24 protein-coding genes are annotated in these 19,629 nt (G+C 45.2%); 5 read left to right on the top strand and 19 right to left on the bottom strand.

Features of this window, described 5'->3' with window-relative positions:
• Positions 1-13: 13 nt before the first annotated feature.
• The 5 genes from spoIID to N5C46_RS15735 form a co-directional block, all read right to left on the bottom strand.
• Positions 14-1,027, bottom strand: coding sequence for a stage II sporulation protein D (spoIID, locus tag N5C46_RS15755; protein ID WP_261749305.1), 1,014 nt, complete (start codon positions 1,025-1,027; stop codon positions 14-16).
• Positions 1,028-1,482: 455 nt separating this feature from the next.
• A complete protein-coding gene (murA, locus tag N5C46_RS15750) occupies positions 1,483-2,790 on the bottom strand; it encodes a UDP-N-acetylglucosamine 1-carboxyvinyltransferase (protein WP_261749304.1) in 1,308 nt (435 codons plus the stop codon).
• Between the two features lie 32 nt (positions 2,791-2,822).
• Positions 2,823-3,572 carry a YwmB family TATA-box binding protein gene (locus N5C46_RS15745; RefSeq protein WP_261749303.1) on the bottom strand — a complete coding sequence of 250 codons (750 nt, stop codon included), beginning with the start codon at positions 3,570-3,572 and terminating at the stop codon, positions 2,823-2,825.
• A 222-nt stretch (positions 3,573-3,794) separates the two neighbouring features.
• Complete coding sequence (locus N5C46_RS15740) at positions 3,795-4,031, bottom strand: DUF1146 family protein (protein ID WP_034765174.1); 237 nt, start codon at positions 4,029-4,031, stop codon at positions 3,795-3,797.
• A gap of 213 nt (positions 4,032-4,244) precedes the next feature.
• Entirely contained in the window at positions 4,245-4,454 is a 210-nt protein-coding gene (locus tag N5C46_RS15735) for a hypothetical protein (protein ID WP_261749302.1), read from the bottom strand.
• A gap of 248 nt (positions 4,455-4,702) precedes the next feature.
• On the opposite strand from N5C46_RS15735, the gene N5C46_RS15730 reads away from it, so the two are divergent.
• From N5C46_RS15730 to N5C46_RS15710, 5 genes are all read left to right on the top strand, one after another.
• Positions 4,703-5,164, top strand: coding sequence for a hypothetical protein (locus N5C46_RS15730; protein WP_061808913.1), 462 nt, complete (start codon positions 4,703-4,705; stop codon positions 5,162-5,164).
• Between the two features lie 29 nt (positions 5,165-5,193).
• On the top strand, positions 5,194-5,862 hold the full coding sequence (locus tag N5C46_RS15725) for a hypothetical protein (RefSeq protein ID WP_261749301.1): 669 nt from the start codon (positions 5,194-5,196) through the stop codon (positions 5,860-5,862).
• Positions 5,863-6,017: 155 nt separating this feature from the next.
• Positions 6,018-6,173: a hypothetical protein gene (locus tag N5C46_RS15720; RefSeq protein WP_261749300.1), complete on the top strand. Its 156-nt coding sequence runs from the start codon at positions 6,018-6,020 to the stop codon at positions 6,171-6,173.
• Positions 6,163-7,515 (top strand): arsenic transporter, encoded by a 1,353-nt coding sequence (locus tag N5C46_RS15715; RefSeq protein ID WP_261749299.1) that lies wholly within the window; start codon positions 6,163-6,165, stop codon positions 7,513-7,515. The genes N5C46_RS15720 and N5C46_RS15715 overlap by 11 nt, the downstream gene beginning before the upstream one ends.
• A 23-nt stretch (positions 7,516-7,538) precedes the next feature.
• Positions 7,539-8,210, top strand: a complete 672-nt coding sequence (locus N5C46_RS15710; protein WP_261749298.1) for a DUF2642 domain-containing protein — start codon at positions 7,539-7,541, stop codon at positions 8,208-8,210.
• Positions 8,211-8,253: 43 nt separating this feature from the next.
• On the opposite strand, the gene N5C46_RS15705 is transcribed toward N5C46_RS15710, so the two are convergent.
• From N5C46_RS15705 to rpiB, 14 genes are all read right to left on the bottom strand, one after another.
• Entirely contained in the window at positions 8,254-8,658 is a 405-nt protein-coding gene (locus N5C46_RS15705; RefSeq protein WP_034765168.1) for a F0F1 ATP synthase subunit epsilon, read from the bottom strand.
• A 22-nt stretch (positions 8,659-8,680) separates the two neighbouring features.
• Positions 8,681-10,084 (bottom strand): F0F1 ATP synthase subunit beta, encoded by a 1,404-nt coding sequence (atpD, locus tag N5C46_RS15700; RefSeq protein WP_034765166.1) that lies wholly within the window; start codon positions 10,082-10,084, stop codon positions 8,681-8,683.
• A 71-nt stretch (positions 10,085-10,155) separates the two neighbouring features.
• On the bottom strand, positions 10,156-11,013 hold the full coding sequence (locus N5C46_RS15695) for a F0F1 ATP synthase subunit gamma (RefSeq protein ID WP_224522548.1): 858 nt from the start codon (positions 11,011-11,013) through the stop codon (positions 10,156-10,158).
• Positions 11,014-11,106: 93 nt separating this feature from the next.
• Positions 11,107-12,615: a F0F1 ATP synthase subunit alpha gene (atpA, locus tag N5C46_RS15690; RefSeq protein WP_034765162.1), complete on the bottom strand. Its 1,509-nt coding sequence runs from the start codon at positions 12,613-12,615 to the stop codon at positions 11,107-11,109.
• Positions 12,616-12,642: 27 nt separating this feature from the next.
• Positions 12,643-13,179, bottom strand: a complete 537-nt coding sequence (locus N5C46_RS15685) for a F0F1 ATP synthase subunit delta (protein ID WP_034765161.1) — start codon at positions 13,177-13,179, stop codon at positions 12,643-12,645.
• Positions 13,176-13,703 carry a F0F1 ATP synthase subunit B gene (gene atpF, locus N5C46_RS15680; protein ID WP_034765158.1) on the bottom strand — a complete coding sequence of 176 codons (528 nt, stop codon included), beginning with the start codon at positions 13,701-13,703 and terminating at the stop codon, positions 13,176-13,178. Before atpF ends, N5C46_RS15685 begins: the two co-directional genes overlap by 4 nt.
• A gap of 141 nt (positions 13,704-13,844) precedes the next feature.
• Complete coding sequence (atpE, locus tag N5C46_RS15675; RefSeq protein ID WP_032086923.1) at positions 13,845-14,057, bottom strand: F0F1 ATP synthase subunit C; 213 nt, start codon at positions 14,055-14,057, stop codon at positions 13,845-13,847.
• Between the two features lie 77 nt (positions 14,058-14,134).
• Positions 14,135-14,848 (bottom strand): F0F1 ATP synthase subunit A, encoded by a 714-nt coding sequence (gene atpB, locus N5C46_RS15670; protein WP_034765155.1) that lies wholly within the window; start codon positions 14,846-14,848, stop codon positions 14,135-14,137.
• 22 nt (positions 14,849-14,870) lie between these two features.
• Complete coding sequence (locus tag N5C46_RS15665) at positions 14,871-15,245, bottom strand: ATP synthase subunit I (protein WP_061808909.1); 375 nt, start codon at positions 15,243-15,245, stop codon at positions 14,871-14,873.
• 6 nt (positions 15,246-15,251) lie between these two features.
• Positions 15,252-15,473 carry an AtpZ/AtpI family protein gene (locus N5C46_RS15660; RefSeq protein ID WP_098438721.1) on the bottom strand — a complete coding sequence of 74 codons (222 nt, stop codon included), beginning with the start codon at positions 15,471-15,473 and terminating at the stop codon, positions 15,252-15,254.
• A 530-nt stretch (positions 15,474-16,003) separates the two neighbouring features.
• Positions 16,004-16,633 (bottom strand): uracil phosphoribosyltransferase, encoded by a 630-nt coding sequence (gene upp, locus N5C46_RS15655; protein ID WP_034765147.1) that lies wholly within the window; start codon positions 16,631-16,633, stop codon positions 16,004-16,006.
• 466 nt (positions 16,634-17,099) lie between these two features.
• Entirely contained in the window at positions 17,100-18,341 is a 1,242-nt protein-coding gene (gene glyA, locus N5C46_RS15650; protein ID WP_261749297.1) for a serine hydroxymethyltransferase, read from the bottom strand.
• A gap of 198 nt (positions 18,342-18,539) precedes the next feature.
• The gene (locus N5C46_RS15645; protein ID WP_261749296.1) at positions 18,540-19,082 is read right to left on the bottom strand and encodes a TIGR01440 family protein; all 543 of its coding nucleotides are present in this window, start codon (positions 19,080-19,082) and stop codon (positions 18,540-18,542) included.
• 12 nt (positions 19,083-19,094) lie between these two features.
• Positions 19,095-19,538 (bottom strand): ribose 5-phosphate isomerase B, encoded by a 444-nt coding sequence (gene rpiB, locus N5C46_RS15640; RefSeq protein ID WP_034765248.1) that lies wholly within the window; start codon positions 19,536-19,538, stop codon positions 19,095-19,097.
• Between the last annotated feature and the right edge of the window lie 91 nt (positions 19,539-19,629).

The raw sequence follows: 19,629 nt of genomic DNA, 5'->3' as shown, positions 1-19,629 counted from the left end.
CCAATCCTTTTTCTTATCTTTGTGCCGTCACCTTCTGCAGGAGTTTGCTGGATTCTGTTATTTTGACGTCTTTATAGTAATGGGTCACAATATCTTTATAATTCTTGCCTTCCTTCGCCATCCCGTTTGCCCCATACTGACTCATCCCGACTCCATGGCCGAATCCTTTCGTGGCAATGACGATGTGGTCGTCCTTCAAGTACCAGGTGAAGTCCGACGACCTGAGGCCCAATTTATCCCTGATCTCCCGCCCGGTGAATTCCTTCCCGTTGATTTCTACTTTTGCCACCCTTTTGCCTTCGGTCCTTGATGTGATCGTTCCCACCGACCCATCCTTAGGCAGGGTGACACCTAGCTTCTGCTTGAATTCATTGATCGGGATGATCTTTTGATCTTCAAATTTAGGTGATGCTTTGTCCCAAGGACTTTCCACACTCCGTAAATACGGAATATCATCTGTCCAATATGCTTCTGAGTTTTCCGTATAGCCGTTGCTTGTTGAGAAGAAGGCGGCCGTAATCGGCTTATCATCATATGTGAGCACTTTCCCCTTCGTTTCAAGGACGGCTTCTGAAATCTTCTTGATTTTCCAGTCATAGTCGGAGCCCCATAGGGTGGCCAGTTCCTTTTGGTTTTTGTACACCTGATGGGATACCGTATCCGTCACATCGGCTCCCTTCGGCACAGAAGGATCATCTGACATAAGCTGATTCACCATATAGGTCCTTGCCGCAAGGGCCTGTGCCTTCAACGCTTCCTTTTCAAAATCTGCCGGCATTTCACCTGCCACCACCCCTACGACATACTGCTCAAGGGGAAGCTTCTCGATGAGATCCTGGCTGGATCGATACACCGCCACCTCGACCGAGTCTGCCAATTCTTCAACGGATGGTTGATTTTTCAGCTTTTCGTCCAGGTTTGCCGTGTCCTTGTCTGATGAAAATGGGAGTACCAGCAGAGTGGGTACAAGAAAGATGATGCTGATAAAGATTGAGAAGATGATCACTACGGGTTTCAACTGCTTCATGTTCGCGGCCTCCAATGAAAGATTAAATAGGAGAATGTCCTAGCACACTTCTCCACTCTCTTTCATATGTATGGTAGTGGACAAGCAATTATGATTGTGAATTGGGAGAGTTTGTGAGTAGGTGTGATTGAGTGCAGAGGGATGTGACTTTTAAAAATAATCACTTCAATAGACAGCATGAGATTCCGCCAAGACTTATGGGAATCCAGCCGTTTTCCTTGCAAATAGAGCCGATCCAGAGCATAATCCGGCCACTTTCATGATAAATCCGGCCGATTCCGACCAAAATCCAGCCGAAATCACAATAAATCCAGCCGAATTACTCTTTTTACCAATTAACGTCACCCACAACAGGCAACAAACCACTCACCAGACCGACACACATCCCCCACACCAAAAACACCAAACAAAAAAGGCAAGCCCTCCAAAAAGAGCTCACCTTTTCCACTATCTATTTACGCATCTTTAATCATGTCTTGCTGCTCAGAAACAGGTGTTTCTTCGACTTCCTTCACACGCTCGATATCGGCTCCAAGGCCTGCAAGCTTCTGATGGAAGTTCACATATCCACGATCTAAATGCTTGAGTTCTGTTACGCGGGTATAACCGTCTGCCACTAGACCAGCGATGGAAAGTGCTGCTGCTGCACGAAGATCCGTTGCAGCCACTTCTGCCCCTTGAAGAGGTGTTGGTCCGTTCATGATGACAGAGCGTCCTTCGATCTTGATGTCTGCTCCCATGCGACGGAATTCTTCTGCATGCATGAAACGATTTTCGAAAACCGTTTCAGTGATGACGCTGGTACCGTCAGCTGCAAGAAGCAAGGCCATCATTTGGGATTGCATATCTGTCGGGAAACCTGGATGTGGCATCGTTTTGATATCGACGGATTTCAGTTTCTCCGGTCCGATGACGCGAAGTCCTTCTTCTTCATCGATGATCGTAACGCCCATCTCTTCCATCTTCGCCACTAATGAAGACAGATGTTCAGGAATCGCACCTTTTACAAGGACATCCCCTTGAGTGATCGCAGCTGCCACCATGAATGTTCCCGCTTCGATACGGTCAGGGATGATGCTGTGCTCGACGCCGTATAGACGGTCTACACCTTCGATACGGATTGTGCCGGTTCCTGCACCTACGACGCTTCCTCCCATTTTGTTCAGGAAGTTCGCTAAGTCGACGATTTCAGGCTCTTTTGCCACGTTCTCAAGGATGGTCGTTCCTTCTGCAAGAACGGCTGCCATCATGATGTTTTCTGTTGCCCCAACGCTTGGGAAGTCCAGATACACCTTGGCACCCTTCAATCTTCCGTCTACTTCCGCTTCGATGAAACCATTTCCTACCTTCACTTTCGCTCCCATTGCTTCGAAGCCTTTCAAGTGTTGGTCAATCGGTCTTGATCCAATCGCACAGCCACCAGGAAGAGCGACACGCGCTTTACCTGTACGGCCCAAGAGTGAACCCATTACAAGAACGGATGCACGCATTTTACGCACATATTCGAACGGTGCTTCAACAAACAACTCTCTTGATGCATTCACGATGACTTCACCATTGTTAAACTCTACATCTGTATTTAAATGACGTAATACTTCATTAATCGTATATACATCGGAGAGTGGTGGTACATTTTTAATGACACTTTTTCCTTCACTTGCTAATAATGTAGCAGCGATGACTGGTAAAACGGCATTCTTTGCTCCTTCAACTTGCACTGTACCGCTTAAACGCTGACCGCCGCGGACGATAATTTTTTCCAAGAGTATTCCCCTCCGCGTCCAATTTCTCTATATTAATATTCAATAATTAGGATGGGTGTGCCAATCACAAAGGTTGTCTTAGCGCCCATTCCGCTTTTCCGTAGACCTAGTTGTATATTCATATCATCATTTTTTGTTGGTATAGTCCGTGACATTTGTTCCGAGTAAGCTGAAATGGAATAAAAGTCTTCTTCTTTAAGTGATTCCAGTTCTTTTGCGTCTAATTTCGACATTAGTTCGACAGCCTGATTCGACAAAACTTTCTCAAGCTTATCATTGAATTCGCCTTTTATACAAGAGAAAATCATAGGTTTAGAAGTAAAAATGATTTCCATATTTGGGATAAATTCGGATTTGATATATTGCTTCGTCTTTTCTCCCAACGCTTTCTGATTTCCGCGCATTTCATACATAATGTACGATACGGAATGCCCGTTTGTGGGGGTATGCTGCAGTTTAATGGTTTCTTCCCCGTGAGACGTCTGACGTTGTCCCACAACCACTACTCCTTCAGCCGACTTTTCTGTATCCCAGTCAAAATCAGAAAATGTTTCCTGCATAGTAGTACTATATTTGGCAAACCCTTTATTCGTGAAGCTTTTTTTGTTTTCTCTTGCATATAGAGACCATTCAGTTATCTGACCTTGAGAATGAACAATGGCTTGATCAAGCTTTTCAATGTCTAATAAATGTTTGGCTACGATAGTGTTGTTCCCATTAATGACCGGAAGAAAACCTAATCCAACCAAAAAGATTAAAATAAAGTAAAAATACCGACCCATTTTTCATTCCTCCCCTTACCTAAAAGTCTGTCCGAATAGGGGGAGAACATACTTGAAAATTGTCGTCATCTTTTTACAATTATTGAGGCTTTCAAGCGAGTCTTGTGAAAAGGGTTTCACTTTGAAACTTTTTCACAAAGGGACGAACACAAAATTAATCTTACTCAAAACAGTGTCCCTTGAAAACATGCAGGAAGACCTATTTTTTGTCAGAATCTCTACTTATTCAAAGAAAACCGGCAAGCTCTGAGACCATAGGTAATAATCCAGTAAAAAACGGCTGACGGCTGATCCGATTGCGACCGTTAGTAGGACATACAATAGTCTCCCTTGTGCGACCCGATTCTTCTTCAGGAGCTTGTCCAGCTGAATGGCTTGCAACGCCCAAAACGTGATCCCGAATACAAACAGATGCACAAGCATGCTGACAAGGGCCTGTTGACCAAAGCTTTCCACCACTCTTCTCACTCCCTCAAATAACCTAGTTCGACACACATAGACCATTTTAGCACATTATTCAGTAACATTATATGTATTTTGCAAAATTTTTGAAGAGGTCCGTCCCTCAACAAAACCACCCATTACAGAGGGTTGTAATGGGCGGTTTTTATTTATTAGAGGGCGTATGTTATAAGGTGGTGAGGTGTAAGGGAGAGGTGTTGGCAGGAGGTTTTATTTCTTTTTCTTTTTGCCTGTTTGTCCTTGTTGCATGCATTCGTAGTAGTATCCCTGGCAGCCGCATTTAGCCTGTTTGCCCTGGCCCTTTTGTTTATCTTTTCCGCCTTTGGCATCGGGCTTGGCCATATCACCGATCATCCACTGATATTCTCCATAGCTTTGACACTGCTTCTGACCTTTTCCTTGTCCTTTTTTCGAACTCATTTTCCCATCCTCCTTTTGTCCTTTCCTATAGTCTACGTTCCTCTCCCCTCCCGCGTTTGGGTTGTCCCCGCCTAAATCAGAGCCTATTTTTCTTATCCCATCAGCTCTCACTCCCCCTCCATCCCCCCGCCCATTTCGTCTCCAATGGCAACTAGTCCACCAAAAAGGGCGTCTGTAATAGTACGGCATCACGGCATGACACATATACATAAAGTGAAAATGTTTATATACAACTGGAGGGAACAGGTATGAATAAAGAGTTAATGTCTTCGCTAGTCGGGAAGATTGTCAAGGTGAATCGCGGCGGCCCTGAGTCACGTACCGGAAAGCTTCTATATGGAGGGGACGATCATTTTGCCCTTTTAACAGAAAAAGATGGTGTGATTTACTACAATACATCCCATGTTAAGAGCATTTCCCAGAACATTAAATCAGGCTTGCCGTTTAATGTGGAGGAACTTTCTGAAGAAGGTATGGAGTTTATGAAGGAAGACACGTTTGGCGCTTTACTCACAAGCTTGAAATATCAATGGGTGAGCATCAACCGCGGTGGCCCTGAGAAGCTTGAGGGGATTCTTGAGAATTCGAATGATGAGTTCGTCACGCTTGTATTGAATGAAGAGGTTGTCCGCCTGGCCGCATTCCATGTGAAAAGCATCAGCTACGGCGTGAAGGCCAAAAAAGCCGAGAAAACGGAAGAAGAGAAGTAATTTTCTCTATAAGGAAGGAGAATAATTGAATGAGTAATTTCAACGATTCATTAAAAGGGTTAACAGGTCATCAGATCAATATTGTTCTAAATGACGGTACAAAGCTGTCAGGTCAATTAGCGGAGGTCAGCATGGACTACCTGACCGTCTACTCCAGTGAAAACGAAACATTGTATTACCCAATCTCACAAATCCAGGCAGTAACGAAGAATTCCAAGTATGTGGAAGCGCTGCCTGTAATGGATGATCACTTGAAGGGTGAAAAAATGGCCGATGTATTATCCCAGAGCTTACTCAGCTGGGTGACGATCAATGGATCCGGCAAAGCTTCCTACTCAGGAATCCTTTCAGCCGTGGAAGAAGATCATATCATCTTGACCCAGGGGAAAGACCGGGTGTACCTAAAGCATGCTTCCGTTCTGAACATTTATGACGGAACAAAGAAAACGACATCGGATAATCAAGAAAACTCATCCAGCAGCAACTCATCCAGTAAAGACAATTCCTCACAGAAACAGGACTCTTCAAAGAATCAGGAATCGTCCAACAAGAGCAGTTCAAACCAGAAATCATCCCAGCAAAGTTCCAAAAACCAATCCTCTACTAAAAACACGAAGAAAAAACAACAGCCTGCTTTCTATTACGATGAACTTGAAGGGGCAAAATCCTCTTCCTCCAAAAAATCAACCTCCAAGTAAAGACGACAGAATCCTGAATAAAAGTTGGTCATAACGAATGAACAGGCTTATGATATGCATGAAAAATCTCAGCATCCTCCATGATTGACAGGTTGCAGTTAAAGAAGATGCTGGGATGATTCATAAAGGATTGCGATTCGAAAGGAGGAATGATCATGTTCTTGATCATCTATTTCGTACTATTAGGAAGTATCTTTCATCTCCTGTTTATTAAACCCGCTATTTCAAAGGTGGACAAACATCCAATCTTTGAGCATTTAGATACTTCGCCTTCTTCCATTATAAAAGAGGCGAAATCACATGCCCGATAATATGTTTTGGATTATGACATTCATTTTTTCCCTTACCATCATCGTCATGTTATGGAGACCGTTCGGAATCAACGAAACCATCCCCACATCCATCGGGGCGGCCATCGTCCTTCTTATCGGGATCGTCCCCTTCAGCGATGTGTTTACCATCGTGGATATTGTGAGCGGGGCGGCTCTTACGATCTTATCGACGATCATGATGTCCATCGTCCTTGAGAGTATCGGTTTCTTCCGGGTCGTCGCCGTGAATATCGTCAACAGGTCGAGGGGTTCGGGGCTCAGGCTGTATATCTATGTGATGTTGTTGTGTTTTATGATGACCATGTTTTTCAATAACGACGGAAGCATCCTCATCACCACTCCGATCATCATCCATATGACCTCCCTATTGAAGCTCAAGAACCATCAGAAAATCCCCTACCTGCTTTCGGGTGCCCTTATTGCCACTGCAGCCAGTGCACCGATTGCCGTCAGTAATATTTCCAATCTCATAGCCCTGAAAATTGTCGGTCTTACCTTGCAGGACTATGTTCAGATGATGTTCGTGCCATCCATGATCGCCATCCTCGTCATTGCCTATCTTCTCTACCTCTACTTTCGTAAATCAATCCCGAAAAAAATCCTGGATGTCTCAATCAACTGGAAAAAAGATGCCCAAGCCTACTCTTACTCCCACCCGCTTTCCACGAAGGCGGAGAAGAAAGAAATCGATTTTACCCTGATCAAGTATTGTTTGCTGATTGTCGTCCTCACAAGGGCCGCCTTTTTTGCCCTTACCCCTTTTGGCATCCCACTTGAACTCATCGGCATGGTCGGGGCCGTCATCCTGATCTTCTTCCGGTATATCCGGACCAGGATGGGTGTCGTGGATATTATACGAAGGACCCCTTGGCATGTTCTATTATTCGCTTTCAATATGTACGTGCTGGTGTATGGACTGAAAAATGTCGGGTTGAGCGACTTCATCGTCGAGCAATTCAGGGATCATATTGTCGGACAGCCCTTCAATGCCAGTATCATCATGGGGATCTTCCTGACCGTCATCTCCAATCTCTTTAACAATCTGCCGGCGGTGATGATCGGCACATTATCCATTACGGAAATGGGACTGGACCCTCACATTTTGCAGATTGCTTATCTCGCCAACGTGCTCGGGAGTGACATCGGTGCGTTATTGACTCCAGTCGGAACGCTCGCCACATTGATCTGGATGTTCATCTTAAAGACCCATGGAATCAAAATTTCCTGGAGCCGCTACCTGAGGGTGACCATATTCATTGTCCCAATCAGCCTACTAGTCGGATTATACAGTTTGTACCTTTGGATAGAGTGGTTATTTTAAACTAGGAAGGAGTATCAAAGCTTATGAAAAATGTTTATTCTGCCTTTACCGGTGAAGCAGTCATGATCGAACTGACCGGAAAGAAAGTCATCAACGGATTTCTGATCGAGGTGGGCAGCGAGGTCATGATCGTCTATAACGGAGACGATTATATCTATATCTCCACGTCTCATATAAAAAGTATGTCGGTTGTGTCGAAGGACTCCATCGGGATCGATGAACCATCTGTAAGTCCACAGCTCGAACAGGAAGATCAATTATCCCTGCGAAAGATCCTGACCACGGCCAAGGGGGTCTTCCTTGAAATCTACACAACGGGCAATCAGTCGATACATGGCTATATAACAGGGATCATGAACAATTACTTTGCCTTTTATTCCCCAGTGTACAAAACGATGTATATCTCCCTGCAGCATTTAAAATGGCTGATTCCCTATTCCACCAATCTCTCTCCCTATCGCTTGAGTAAGGAAAACCTGCCTGTTAACCCGTCAAACTCCATCACCCTGGCCAGAAGCTTCGAGGTTCAACTTGAAAAATTGAGCGGGCACCTCGTCGTATTAAACCTGGGAGTCCAGGAAGAAATGATTGGCAAGATCGAGAGAGTGTCGGATAATATCATGGAATTGATTACAGCCAAGGGAGAATCGACCTACTTGAATATGCAGCATATTCAAACCATCCATTTGCCATAAAAAAAGAAACCACCTCTCTAAAGGAAAGGTGGTTTCTTCGTTATTAGAAATTACGTTCGGAAACGTTAATTCTGTTCATGGCACGCTTCAGAGCGAGTTCGGCACGACGGAAGTCTACGTCGTCCTGTTGTGCCTGCATGCGGTCTTCAGCACGGCCTTTTGCTTCTTTCGCGCGTTGTACATCGATAGCTTCTGCTGTTTCAGCAGACTGTGCTAAAATTGTCACCTGTTCAGGACGTACTTCTAAGAATCCGCCACTGACAGCTACAAGCTCAGTGTTGCCACCTTTTTTCAGGCGAACCGCACCGATTTGTAGTGGAGCAACCATCGGAATGTGTCCAGGTAAGATTCCAAGCTCACCGCTTTGAGCTTTCGTGCTCACCATTTCCACTTCTGAATCGTACACTGGGCCATCGGGAGTGACAATATTGACTTTTAATGTCTTCATTTTCTTCCCTCCTGGTCCCTAATTATACCTCTACGCCCATTTCTTTAGCTGCAGCCAGTACGTCCTCGATCGGACCTACAAGACGGAATGCATCTTCTGGAATGTGGTCGTATTTACCTGCAAGAATATCAACGAAGCCTTTAACTGTGTCCTTTACTTCTACGTAAGAACCTTTTTGGCCTGTGAACTGTTCTGCAACGTGGAAGTTTTGAGATAAGAAGAACTGAACGCGGCGTGCACGTTGTACTGTCAGCTTATCATCATCAGAAAGCTCATCCATACCAAGGATCGCGATGATATCTTGAAGTTCTTTATAGCGCTGTAACGTTTGTTGAACGTTACGTGCAACATTGTAGTGTTCTTCTCCAACGATTTCCGGAGAAAGAGCACGGGAAGTCGATGCCAATGGATCTACCGCAGGATAGATACCCATTTCAGAAAGCTTACGCTCAAGGTTCGTTGTTGCATCCAAGTGAGCGAATGTCGTTGCAGGAGCCGGATCCGTGTAGTCATCGGCAGGTACATAGATCGCTTGGATCGATGTTACAGAACCTACGTTTGTTGACGTGATACGCTCTTGCAGTTGACCCATTTCAGTCGCAAGTGTCGGCTGGTAACCAACGGCAGATGGCATACGGCCTAGTAGGGCAGAAACCTCTGAACCTGCTTGTGTGAAACGGAAGATGTTATCGATGAACAGAAGTACGTCTTGACCTTGCTCATCACGGAAGTATTCAGCCATTGTAAGACCCGTCAAGGCAACACGCATACGTGCTCCTGGCGGCTCGTTCATTTGTCCGAATACCATCGCTGTTTTCTTGATAACGCCAGAATCGCTCATCTCGTGGTAAAGGTCATTTCCTTCACGCGTACGCTCTCCAACACCGGCGAATACAGAGATACCACCGTGCTCTTGAGCGATGTTATTGATAAGCTCCTGGATTAATACGGTTTTACCAACACCGGCACCACCGAATAGACCGATCTTACCACCCTTGATGTATGGAGCAAGTAAGTCTACTACTTTGATACCTGTTTCAAGAATCTCAACTTCTGTAGAAAGTTGATCGAATGTAGGTGCCTGTCTGTGAATCGGATCACGACGGATACCTGCTGCTAGAGGCTCGTCTAAATCGATTGATTCACCCAGAACGTTGAATACACGACCTAACGTTACATCCCCTACTGGTACAGAGATTGGTGCTCCTGTATCGAGTACTTCGGCTCCACGTTGTAAACCATCCGTAGATGCCATTGCGATCGTACGTACAGAATCATCACCTAGGTGAAGGGCAACCTCTAATGTAAGTTCAGCTCTATCTGCAATTTGGACCTTTAAAGAGTTGTAGATATCAGGAAGTTGGCCGCTGGCGAACTTGACATCAACAACTGGACCCATTACTTGAAGAACGTGTCCTTTGTTCATCTCTTTCCCTCCTAACTAGCTTTTGACAAAAACTTTATAAAGTATAAACGGTTCTATTAACCGTCAGAGTTCTATTCGAGTGCCGCAGCCCCGCCGACGATCTCCGTGATTTCCTGAGTGATCGCTGCTTGACGCGCACGGTTAAATGATAGTGTAAGGTCACTGATGATTTCTTTTGCATTATCGGTTGCATTTCTCATCGCTGTCATACGGGCGGCGTGCTCACTTGCTTTACCGTCAAGGAGAGCCCCGAAAATCAGGCTTTCAGCGTATTGAGGAAGCAATACCTCAAGGATTTCCTCTGCAGAAGGCTCGAATTCATATGAAGCAAGCTTTCCTGAAGGAGTCAGATCCGTTAACGGTAATACTTTTTTCTCCGTAACATCCTGTTGGATCGCGCTCACATAGTGGTTGTAGAACATATACAGTTCATCATATGCCTCGGCAGAGAACATACCCACCGCTTTGTTTGCGATATCTTTAATGTCTGCGAAATTCGGTTGATCCGGAAGACCCGTTACCGACTCAAGGACATTAAAGCCTTTTTTACGGAAGAAATCAGCACCGACACGGCCCAGAGCAATAATGGCAAATTCATCATTCGAACTGTGACTTTCTTTAATTCGATTGCTAACAGCACGGATTACACTGCTGTTATATGCCCCCGCCAAACCACGGTCTGATGTAATGACCAGATACCCGGTTCTTTTAACGGGGCGGGAGACTAGCATCGGATTCCTCACACCTTGACTGCCCGCTGCAACGGATGTCACCACTTCAGAAATTTTATTCATGTAAGGTACGAATGACTTAGCATTCGTCTCCGCACGATTCAATTTAGAAGCCGATACCATTTCCATTGCTTTGGTGATTTGACTTGTCTTTTTGGTAGAAGTAATACGAGTTTGTATATCGCGTAACGATGCCACTGGTTCTCACCACCCTTTACATATTGTCAGACATAGGGAGCGGGGCTATTTAAGCCCTACTCCACTATGGTCATTGCCGTCAGACGGCAACCCTTATTCAGACTTGATGAACGTCTTCTTGAATTCGTTGATCGCGGTTTTCATTGCATCATCTTCAGGAAGACCTTTCGTCGTACGAATATGGTCTAACAGTTCAGTATGGTTGTGATCTAACCAGCTTAGAAGTTCAGACTCGAAACGACGGATATCTACAACTGGAATATCGTCTAAATGACCTTTAATCAGTGCATAGAAGATCATGACTTGTTTTTCAACTTTAAGTGGTTTGTTAAGATCCTGCTTCAGTACTTCTACAGTACGGGCTCCACGATTCAGTTTCGCCTGAGTCGCTTTATCAAGATCCGATCCGAACTGAGCGAATGCTTCAAGCTCACGGTAAGCGGCTAAGTCAAGACGAAGCGTACCGGAAACCTTCTTCATTGCTTTGATTTGTGCGGATCCACCAACACGTGATACGGAAAGACCCGCATTGATCGCCGGACGTACACCGGAGAAGAATAGGTCAGATTGTAAGAAAATCTGTCCGTCCGTGATGGAGATAACGTTTGTCGGGATATAAGCGGAGATATCTCCTGCTTGTGTTTCAACGAATGGCAATGCTGTGATGGAACCGCCACCTTTAGCATCACTCAATTTCGCCGCACGCTCAAGTAAACGAGAGTGCAAGTAGAATACGTCACCAGGGAATGCTTCACGGCCTGGAGGACGACGTAATAATAGGGAAAGCTCACGGTAAGCAGAAGCCTGCTTGGAAAGATCATCATACACAACAAGAACGTGCTTGCCACTGTGCATGAATTCTTCCGCCATTGTGATACCAGCGTATGGTGCTAAGAATAGCATCGGAGCCGGTGAAGCAGCTGATGCCGTTACAACGATTGTGTAATCAAGGGCACCGTGCTTACGCAATGTTTCTACCGCGTTACGTACAGTTGATTCTTTTTGACCGATGGCAACGTAGATACATACCATGTCCTGGTCTTTTTGGTTAAGGATCGCATCGATGGCAACAGATGTTTTACCTGTTTGACGGTCACCGATGATCAATTCACGTTGTCCACGACCGATCGGAACTAACGCATCGATCGCTTTGATACCCGTTTGAAGTGGCTCGTGTACGGATTTACGATCCATAACACCAGGTGCTCCACTTTCAATCGGACGTGTTTTCGTTGTTGCGATTGGACCCAATCCATCAACTGGTTGTCCAAGTGAGTTTACTACACGACCAACTAGTTCTTGTCCTACTGGTACTTCCATGATACGTCCAGTACGACGAACCTCATCGCCTTCACGAATGTCAGTATATGGTCCGAGAATGATGATACCTACGTTGTTTTCTTCTAAGTTCTGTGCCATACCCATGACACCGTTAGAAAATTCAACAAGCTCTCCAGCCATGACATTGTCGAGGCCATGAGCACGAGCGATACCGTCACCGATTTGGATAACTGTACCTACGTCGCTTACTTTCATCTCAGACTGATAGTTTTCAATTTGCTTTTTTATCAGCGCGCTGATTTCTTCCGCCTTGATGCTCATGAATTTCACCCCTCATTTATACGAAAGTTAACGAATTAGTTCACGCTCAAGACGAGTCAACTTACCTTGCAGGCTGCCATCATAGATGCGAGTCCCGATTTGGACCTTGATGCCGCCCAGTAAATGTTCGTCTGTCACATTGGTAATTCTTAATGATTGTTTTCCGACTTTTTTTGCAAAAGAAGACGACAATGCTGTTTGCTCATCTTCAGTTAAAGGACGTACAGAGTACACTGTCGCATCTGCAATCCCGCGTGCTTCGTTTGTCAATTCGATGAATGCCTCAACCATGCTTGTGATTTCGCCCGTACGGTGACGGTCCGTCATCAGCATCAATGTGTTAAGGACATACGGGGAAGCTGTGGAAAATGCTTCCTGAATCAATGACTTCTTCTTATCTAACGTAAGCTTAGGATTTTCAAAAAGAACCGTTAATTCGGTATTCTCAAGGAAAACCGCTCTCACTGTACGCAGCTCTTCTTCGATTCCTTCAAGCTGATTATGATCCTGGGCAATCTCGAAAAGAGCTAACGCATAGCGTTTTGCAACTGTAGAGTAGCTCATCGCTCTTCCCCTACCTCTTGAATATAATCGTTAATTAACTTCTGTTGATCATCTGCAGAAAGTTCTTTCTCAATGACCTTAGAAGCAATAAGTACTGATAAAGAAGCAACCTGTTTCTGAAGTGCTGCAACAGCTTGTTCTTTTTGCGTTTCGATTTCGCGTTTTGCAGATTCTTTCAATCTCTCTGCCTCTTGACGAGCAGTTGCGATAATCTCTTCACGTTGTTCAGAACCTTGTTTCTTAGAGTTTTCAATCATCGTTTGAGCTTCAAGACGGGCTTCTTTCAGAAGTTTCTTTTGCTCTTCTAAAATATTGTTTGCCTCAGTGCGGCTCTTTTCGGCTGCCGTGATCTCACCGGCGATGTGGTCTTCACGCTGCTGCATGATTCCCATTAATGGACCCCAGGCGAATTTCTTAAGTAGCGCCATAAGGACCAGGAACATGATCAGCTGAAAGACGATATCCCCCGTGTTAAGGCCGCCGTGACCTGCTGCCTCACCTATAACGAATGCGTTAGTTAACATACTCGATTCACTCCCTTCAAGAATCGATTGGATCGTATTTTTTATAAATGAACCGTTCTTGCAAAGAATCTATTCTCTAGTACATAGGAATGGCGAAGATAATCGTCAAGACGAACTTCGCCATTCAACCTGTCCGTTTTATTAGCTTCCTAGTGCGATGAAAGCGATAACTACGCCGATGATAGGAAGTGCCTCAACTAGTGCGATACCGATGAACATTGTTGTTTGTAAAGTACCACGTAATTCCGGTTGACGTGCGATTCCTTCTACTGTACGACCTACGATAAGACCGTTACCAATACCTGCTCCTAGTGCTGCTAAACCAACTGCAATTGCTGCTGCGATAAGACTCATTCTAAAGTTCCTCCTTTAATGTATAAGAAAAATATTTTTTACATATATGTTTGTCCACCGTAATGAACAGGTATATATTAATGGTCGTGGCTTACTTTGTGAGCCATATAAACCATTGTTAACATACAGAAAATGAACGCCTGGATCGATCCGACAAACACCGAGAATCCTTGCCAAGCAAGCATTGGTGCGATCGCTCCGATCGTTCCGCCGATACCACCGTTAACGGCTAGACCCGCAAGTAGTGCAAGCAGGATTTCACCGGCATAGATGTTACCGTAAAGTCGAAGACCCAATGTAAGAGTATTTGCAAACTCTTCAATGATTTTTAGCGGGAATAACCACCACATAGGTTTGAAAAAGTCTTTCCCATATTCGCCAAACCCCTTCAATCTGATTCCGTAGAAATGGGATAGTACCACTACCATAACCGCCAGGGTCATCGTGATGGCAGGATCGGCTGTAGGTGACTTCCACCATAATTCGCCGTCATATACGACAGAGAATGGCAGACCCAGCATATTCGACACAAAGATATACATGATAATCGTGAGACCTAAGATATGAAAACGGCCACCCGTCTTCCAGTCCATGTTGCTCTTAATGATCCCCTTGACGAAGTCCATCACCCACTCGAAAAAATTCTGCATTCCGGTCGGTTTCAGGGCTAAGCGACGTGTAGATAAGAGGGCAATAATAAACACTATGGCCGTTGCGACCGTGATCATCAAAACGTTCGCAAGGTTAAAAGTCAAACCCAGGAAATGGGCTGTAGGTGCTCCATGATTCAAAATACTTCACCTCTCTTCCCCGCTATTTATTAGTTTTGAAGCTGCTGAAAAAATAATCTATCATAATGACAATATAGGTCGTCATTAATCCAATAATAAGACTTAGGAGATGAAATGTTTCTGGAAATCGTGTGGCAATGATGACTCCAAGGGCGGCTGCGGCCATACGGGAAGTGGTTCCTAGTGATCTCACTTTTTTCCCGGCTACCACGGCGTCCCCGAACTTCGAGACCCGCTTGGTCATGCCCCAGTGCATATAAAGACTTAGTAATGTCCCTAAAATTAACCCTAAGAATACTGATTTGTGGGTGGTGAATCCCCAACCCAGGACGTAAATAGAAAGCACATAAATTATGTATTTCCGCTGTCTATTAAACATTTGATGGAGTTCCGGCATATCTTATTATTCTCCTAAGAAGAAATGTCGTACTGTTCGAAGCATCGCATAAATCCCTGCGGCAAGGCCGAGGAGCAAACCGATGATTAAAAAGAGTGGTGCTGAATCAACCTGCTGATCGATCCATCTCCCCAGGAAAATCCCGACTAAGATAGACCCGACAAGCTGTGCTAAAATGGCCGAATAAATCGCCATCGCTTTATATGGGCTTTCGTTTTTTTGACCCATTTCAACCTCTCCCATTCAAACGAAATTTGAACATGAGGCAAGCATTTCAGACATGATGTAAAACCGATTGCATAAGGGTTTACGCATTGTGAAAACCTTATCATTTTACATCCTTTGTAAGCATACAATAGGGCTTAATCTATGTCAATGCGTTCAAGTTAAAAAGTTCACAACCTATCCACGTGTTCCCAGATTGTTCACATTTTAAACACAATTAGAAAAGCGGAGGCGGGTTGGTCAGGCCCGACAAGCATAAGATGAAATGACCGGAAAGGCGTTCTTTGCCTTTTTGGTCGGCTTGACTTATGACCTCGAGCCCCAAGCCCCCGGAGCTGGACATCGCGATAAGCGTACCCTCACGCACAACTTAGTAATATATTAACAAATTCATAGTTCCCCACTTCACATGCCACTCCATTATATAGAAGATTCCCTTGCTGAGTAACCCTTGAATTTAATGTAAATACTTCCAGTCAAATAGGAAAAACCGGACTATCGTTTCCGATAATCCGGTTTTTGGCGTTCACTGATTATTTCGTTCCGTACAAACGATCTCCCGCGTCCCCAAGTCCAGGAACGATGTAGCCTTTTTCATTCAGCTTCTCATCAAGAGCGGCGATGAAGATATCAACATCAGGGTGTGCTTCCTTGATGGCGTCGACACCTTCAGGACAAGCAACCAGGCACATGAACTTAATGCTTACGGCACCGCGCTTTTTCAATGAGTTGATCGCTTCAACAGCAGATCCGCCCGTTGCAAGCATCGGGTCAACCAGGATGAAGTCACGCTCTTCCACATCACTTGGAAGCTTCACGTAATATTCAATCGGCTTAAGAGTCTCAGGGTCACGGTATAAACCGACATGTCCCACTTTCGCAGCCGGGATCAATTTAAGGATTCCATCGACCATTCCAAGGCCGGCACGCAAGATAGGGACGATCCCTAATTTTTTCCCTGCAAGGGTTTTCGCTTTCGCGTTACTTACCGGCGTTTCAACGTCGATATCTTCCAGTGGCAGATCACGTGTAATTTCAAAAGCCATCAGTGTTGCAACCTCGTCAACAAGCTCACGGAACTCCTTAGTTCCTGTTTCTTTATCACGGATAAACGTCAATTTGTGTTGGATCAACGGATGATCAAATACATATACTTTGCCCATACGACTCTCTCCTTTTAATTCAGTTTTATGTAAAAATGGTTTGTCCACTTCATTTACACCTCAGACTATTGTACATAAAAGACAATTTAAGAGCAACATGAGATGGGAAGTGTAATGGAATCGTTAGAATTGAGAAAGTTGGATGGGGAATGTTAGTTGGTGTGAGTGAGGTTTTGTTTTTTGGATAATTATGTTAATCGGCTGGATTTTTTTGAAAAGTGGCTGTATTCTCGGTGAAAACGGCTCGATTATTACGAAAAAACGCTGGATTCACGGCTGTTCTGGCTGGATTATTCCAAAAAACGGCTGGATACCCAACAATTCCAGCTGGATCCCCGCCACTTCCCAATGGCCCACATTCAAAATCGACCACTATATCCTTAAAAATCTATTTTTCTACTCATTCCCCAACCAAAAAAACCTCCCCACCAGGAACATCCGTCCCTAATGAAGAGGCCAACATCTATTATCTCTCAGGATATAATTCAAATTTGCTTGTTAGATCCAACACACGCTTGCGTGCTTCTTCCAATTTCGATTCATCTTCATGGTTCTTAAGAGTCAACGCCATGATGGAAGCAATTTCGTCCATATCATCTAAACCGAATCCTCTGGACGTCACAGCTGCCGTACCAATACGGACACCGCTTGTGACAAATGGACTTTCCGGATCGAATGGAATCGTGTTTTTATTGACGGTAATTCCGATTTCATCAAGAACCTTTTCAGCGACTTTACCAGTCAACCCAAGTGAACGAGTGTCAATCAGTAATAGGTGGTTATCAGAACCGCCTGATACAAGATCGATTCCTTCCTTCACAAGACCTTCTCCTAAGCGCTTCGCATTGTCGATGATGTTCTGTGCATATTCTTTGAAAGAGTCCTGCAGTGCTTCACCGAAAGCCACGGCTTTAGCAGAAATCACGTGCATAAGAGGTCCGCCCTGGATTCCAGGGAAAATAGACTTGTCTATCTTCTTCGCAAACTCTTCTTTACAAAGGATCATGCCGCCGCGTGGTCCGCGTAATGTTTTGTGAGTGGTTGTTGTAACGAAATCTGCATACGGAACCGGATTCTGATGAAGACCAGCCGCTACCAGTCCGGCGATGTGAGCCATATCCACCATCAGGTATGCTCCCACTTCGTCTGCGATTTCACGGAATTTCGCGAAATCGATCGCTCTTGGATACGCACTTGCTCCCGCTACGATAAGCTTAGGTTTGTGCTCTAACGCTTTTTGTCTAACATCTTCATAATTGATCAGGTGCTTTTCTTCATCCACACCGTACTCTACGAAATTATATTGAATACCGCTGAAGTTGACCGCACTTCCGTGAGTCAGATGTCCCCCATGAGATAAGTTCATTCCAAGAACCGTGTCGCCCTGTTCAAGGATGGTGAAGTAGACTGCCATATTGGCTTGTGCTCCTGAGTGAGGCTGAACGTTGACGTGTTCCGCTCCAAAAAGTTCTTTCGCACGGTCGCGGGCCAGATTTTCGGCTACGTCCACATGCTCACAGCCACCATAATAGCGACGACCTGGGTACCCCTCTGCATACTTATTTGTCAGAACGGAGCCTTGTGCTTCCATAACGGCTTCACTGACAAAGTTTTCAGATGCAATTAACTCGATCTTTGTTCGTTGACGCTCTAATTCATCTTGAATCGCTGCATAAATTTCCGGATCTTGCTTGGCAATTTTACTCATACATATCCCCCTTTAATTCATAGGCCCAACTTGCGGCGCCCCGTTGATTCATTCAATCCCATTCTAACACGATTCACCAAAAGGCGAAATAAAAACCTATAGTCAAAACGTAACGTTCGTGTTTAGCACCTCATGTATAGATCAATCCAATATAAAGGTCCGTCCCTCAACAAAGAGGGACGGACCTTCTTCCATGTTTTATTCGTATACGGCCCTGGTTCCGCCGATGAGTTTTGGTCTGGTTTTGGCGAGGGTGACGTGGGCTTCTCCGAGGCTTTTTTGTGATACCCGGATCGGGACGGCAACGTGTTTCAGGTGCATGCCGATGAAGGTGTCCCCGATGTCGATGCCGGCGTCGGCTTTGATGTGCTCGACCATGACCGGGTCGTCGAAGGAATGATAGGCTTTCGTCGCCATGGCTCCTCCTGCTTTTCGTACAGGAACGACGGTGACTTCATCGAGTCCCCGCTTTTCCGCTACTTCCCTTTCAAGGACAAGGGCCCGATTTAAATGCTCGCAGCATTGAAACGCCAGGGAAACTCCTGTAGAATCCGCCCAGCTCTTCAGCTCGTCATAAATCATTTCCGCGACTTCAATGGTTCCCGACGTTCCGATCCGCTCCCCCATTACTTCAGAGGTGGAACAGCCGACGACAAAGACTTGTCCTTTTTGCAGTGGAACCTGACTGCTGAAATCACGCAGGATCGTTTGCAGTTCATCTTTCAATTGAGCGATTTCCATGAAACCCACTCCTTATTGTTTGTCTTCGTATGCCGTGATCTTTCCGACTCGATTTGCATGGCGTCCGCCTTCGAATTCGGTTCCAAGCCACGTTTTGGCGATTTCTCGTGCCAGTCCCGGGCCGATGACGCGCTCACCCATGGCCAGCATATTGCTGTCATTATGTTCGCGGGTCGCTTTCGCACTGAATACATCATGTACAAGGGCGCAGCGGATCCCTTTTACTTTATTCGCAGAGATGCTCATGCCGATCCCTGTCCCGCAGATCAGAATCCCGCGGTCGAATTCGCCGCTTGCCACTTTTTCCGCAACGGGAACGGCGTAGTCCGGATAGTCGACGGATGTGCCGCATTCACAGCCGAAATCCTCATATTCAAGACCCATTTCTTCCATTAATGACTTGATTTCTTCTCTAATATTCACTCCGCCGTGATCCGACGCAATCGCAATTTTCATCTTCTCCCACTCCCCATAACCTTTGATACGTTTATTTTGCCACATCCTCTTCATTATATAAAGCTTTTCAGCATGAAAAAAAGGGTGTGAG

It is taken from the genome of Rossellomorea vietnamensis (genome assembly GCF_025398035.1).
Classification (GTDB): Bacteria; Bacillota; Bacilli; order Bacillales; family Bacillaceae_B; genus Rossellomorea; species Rossellomorea vietnamensis_B.
The sequence above is the reverse complement of the archived record's forward strand: the minus strand, read 5'-3'. Positions and strand labels throughout refer to the sequence as shown.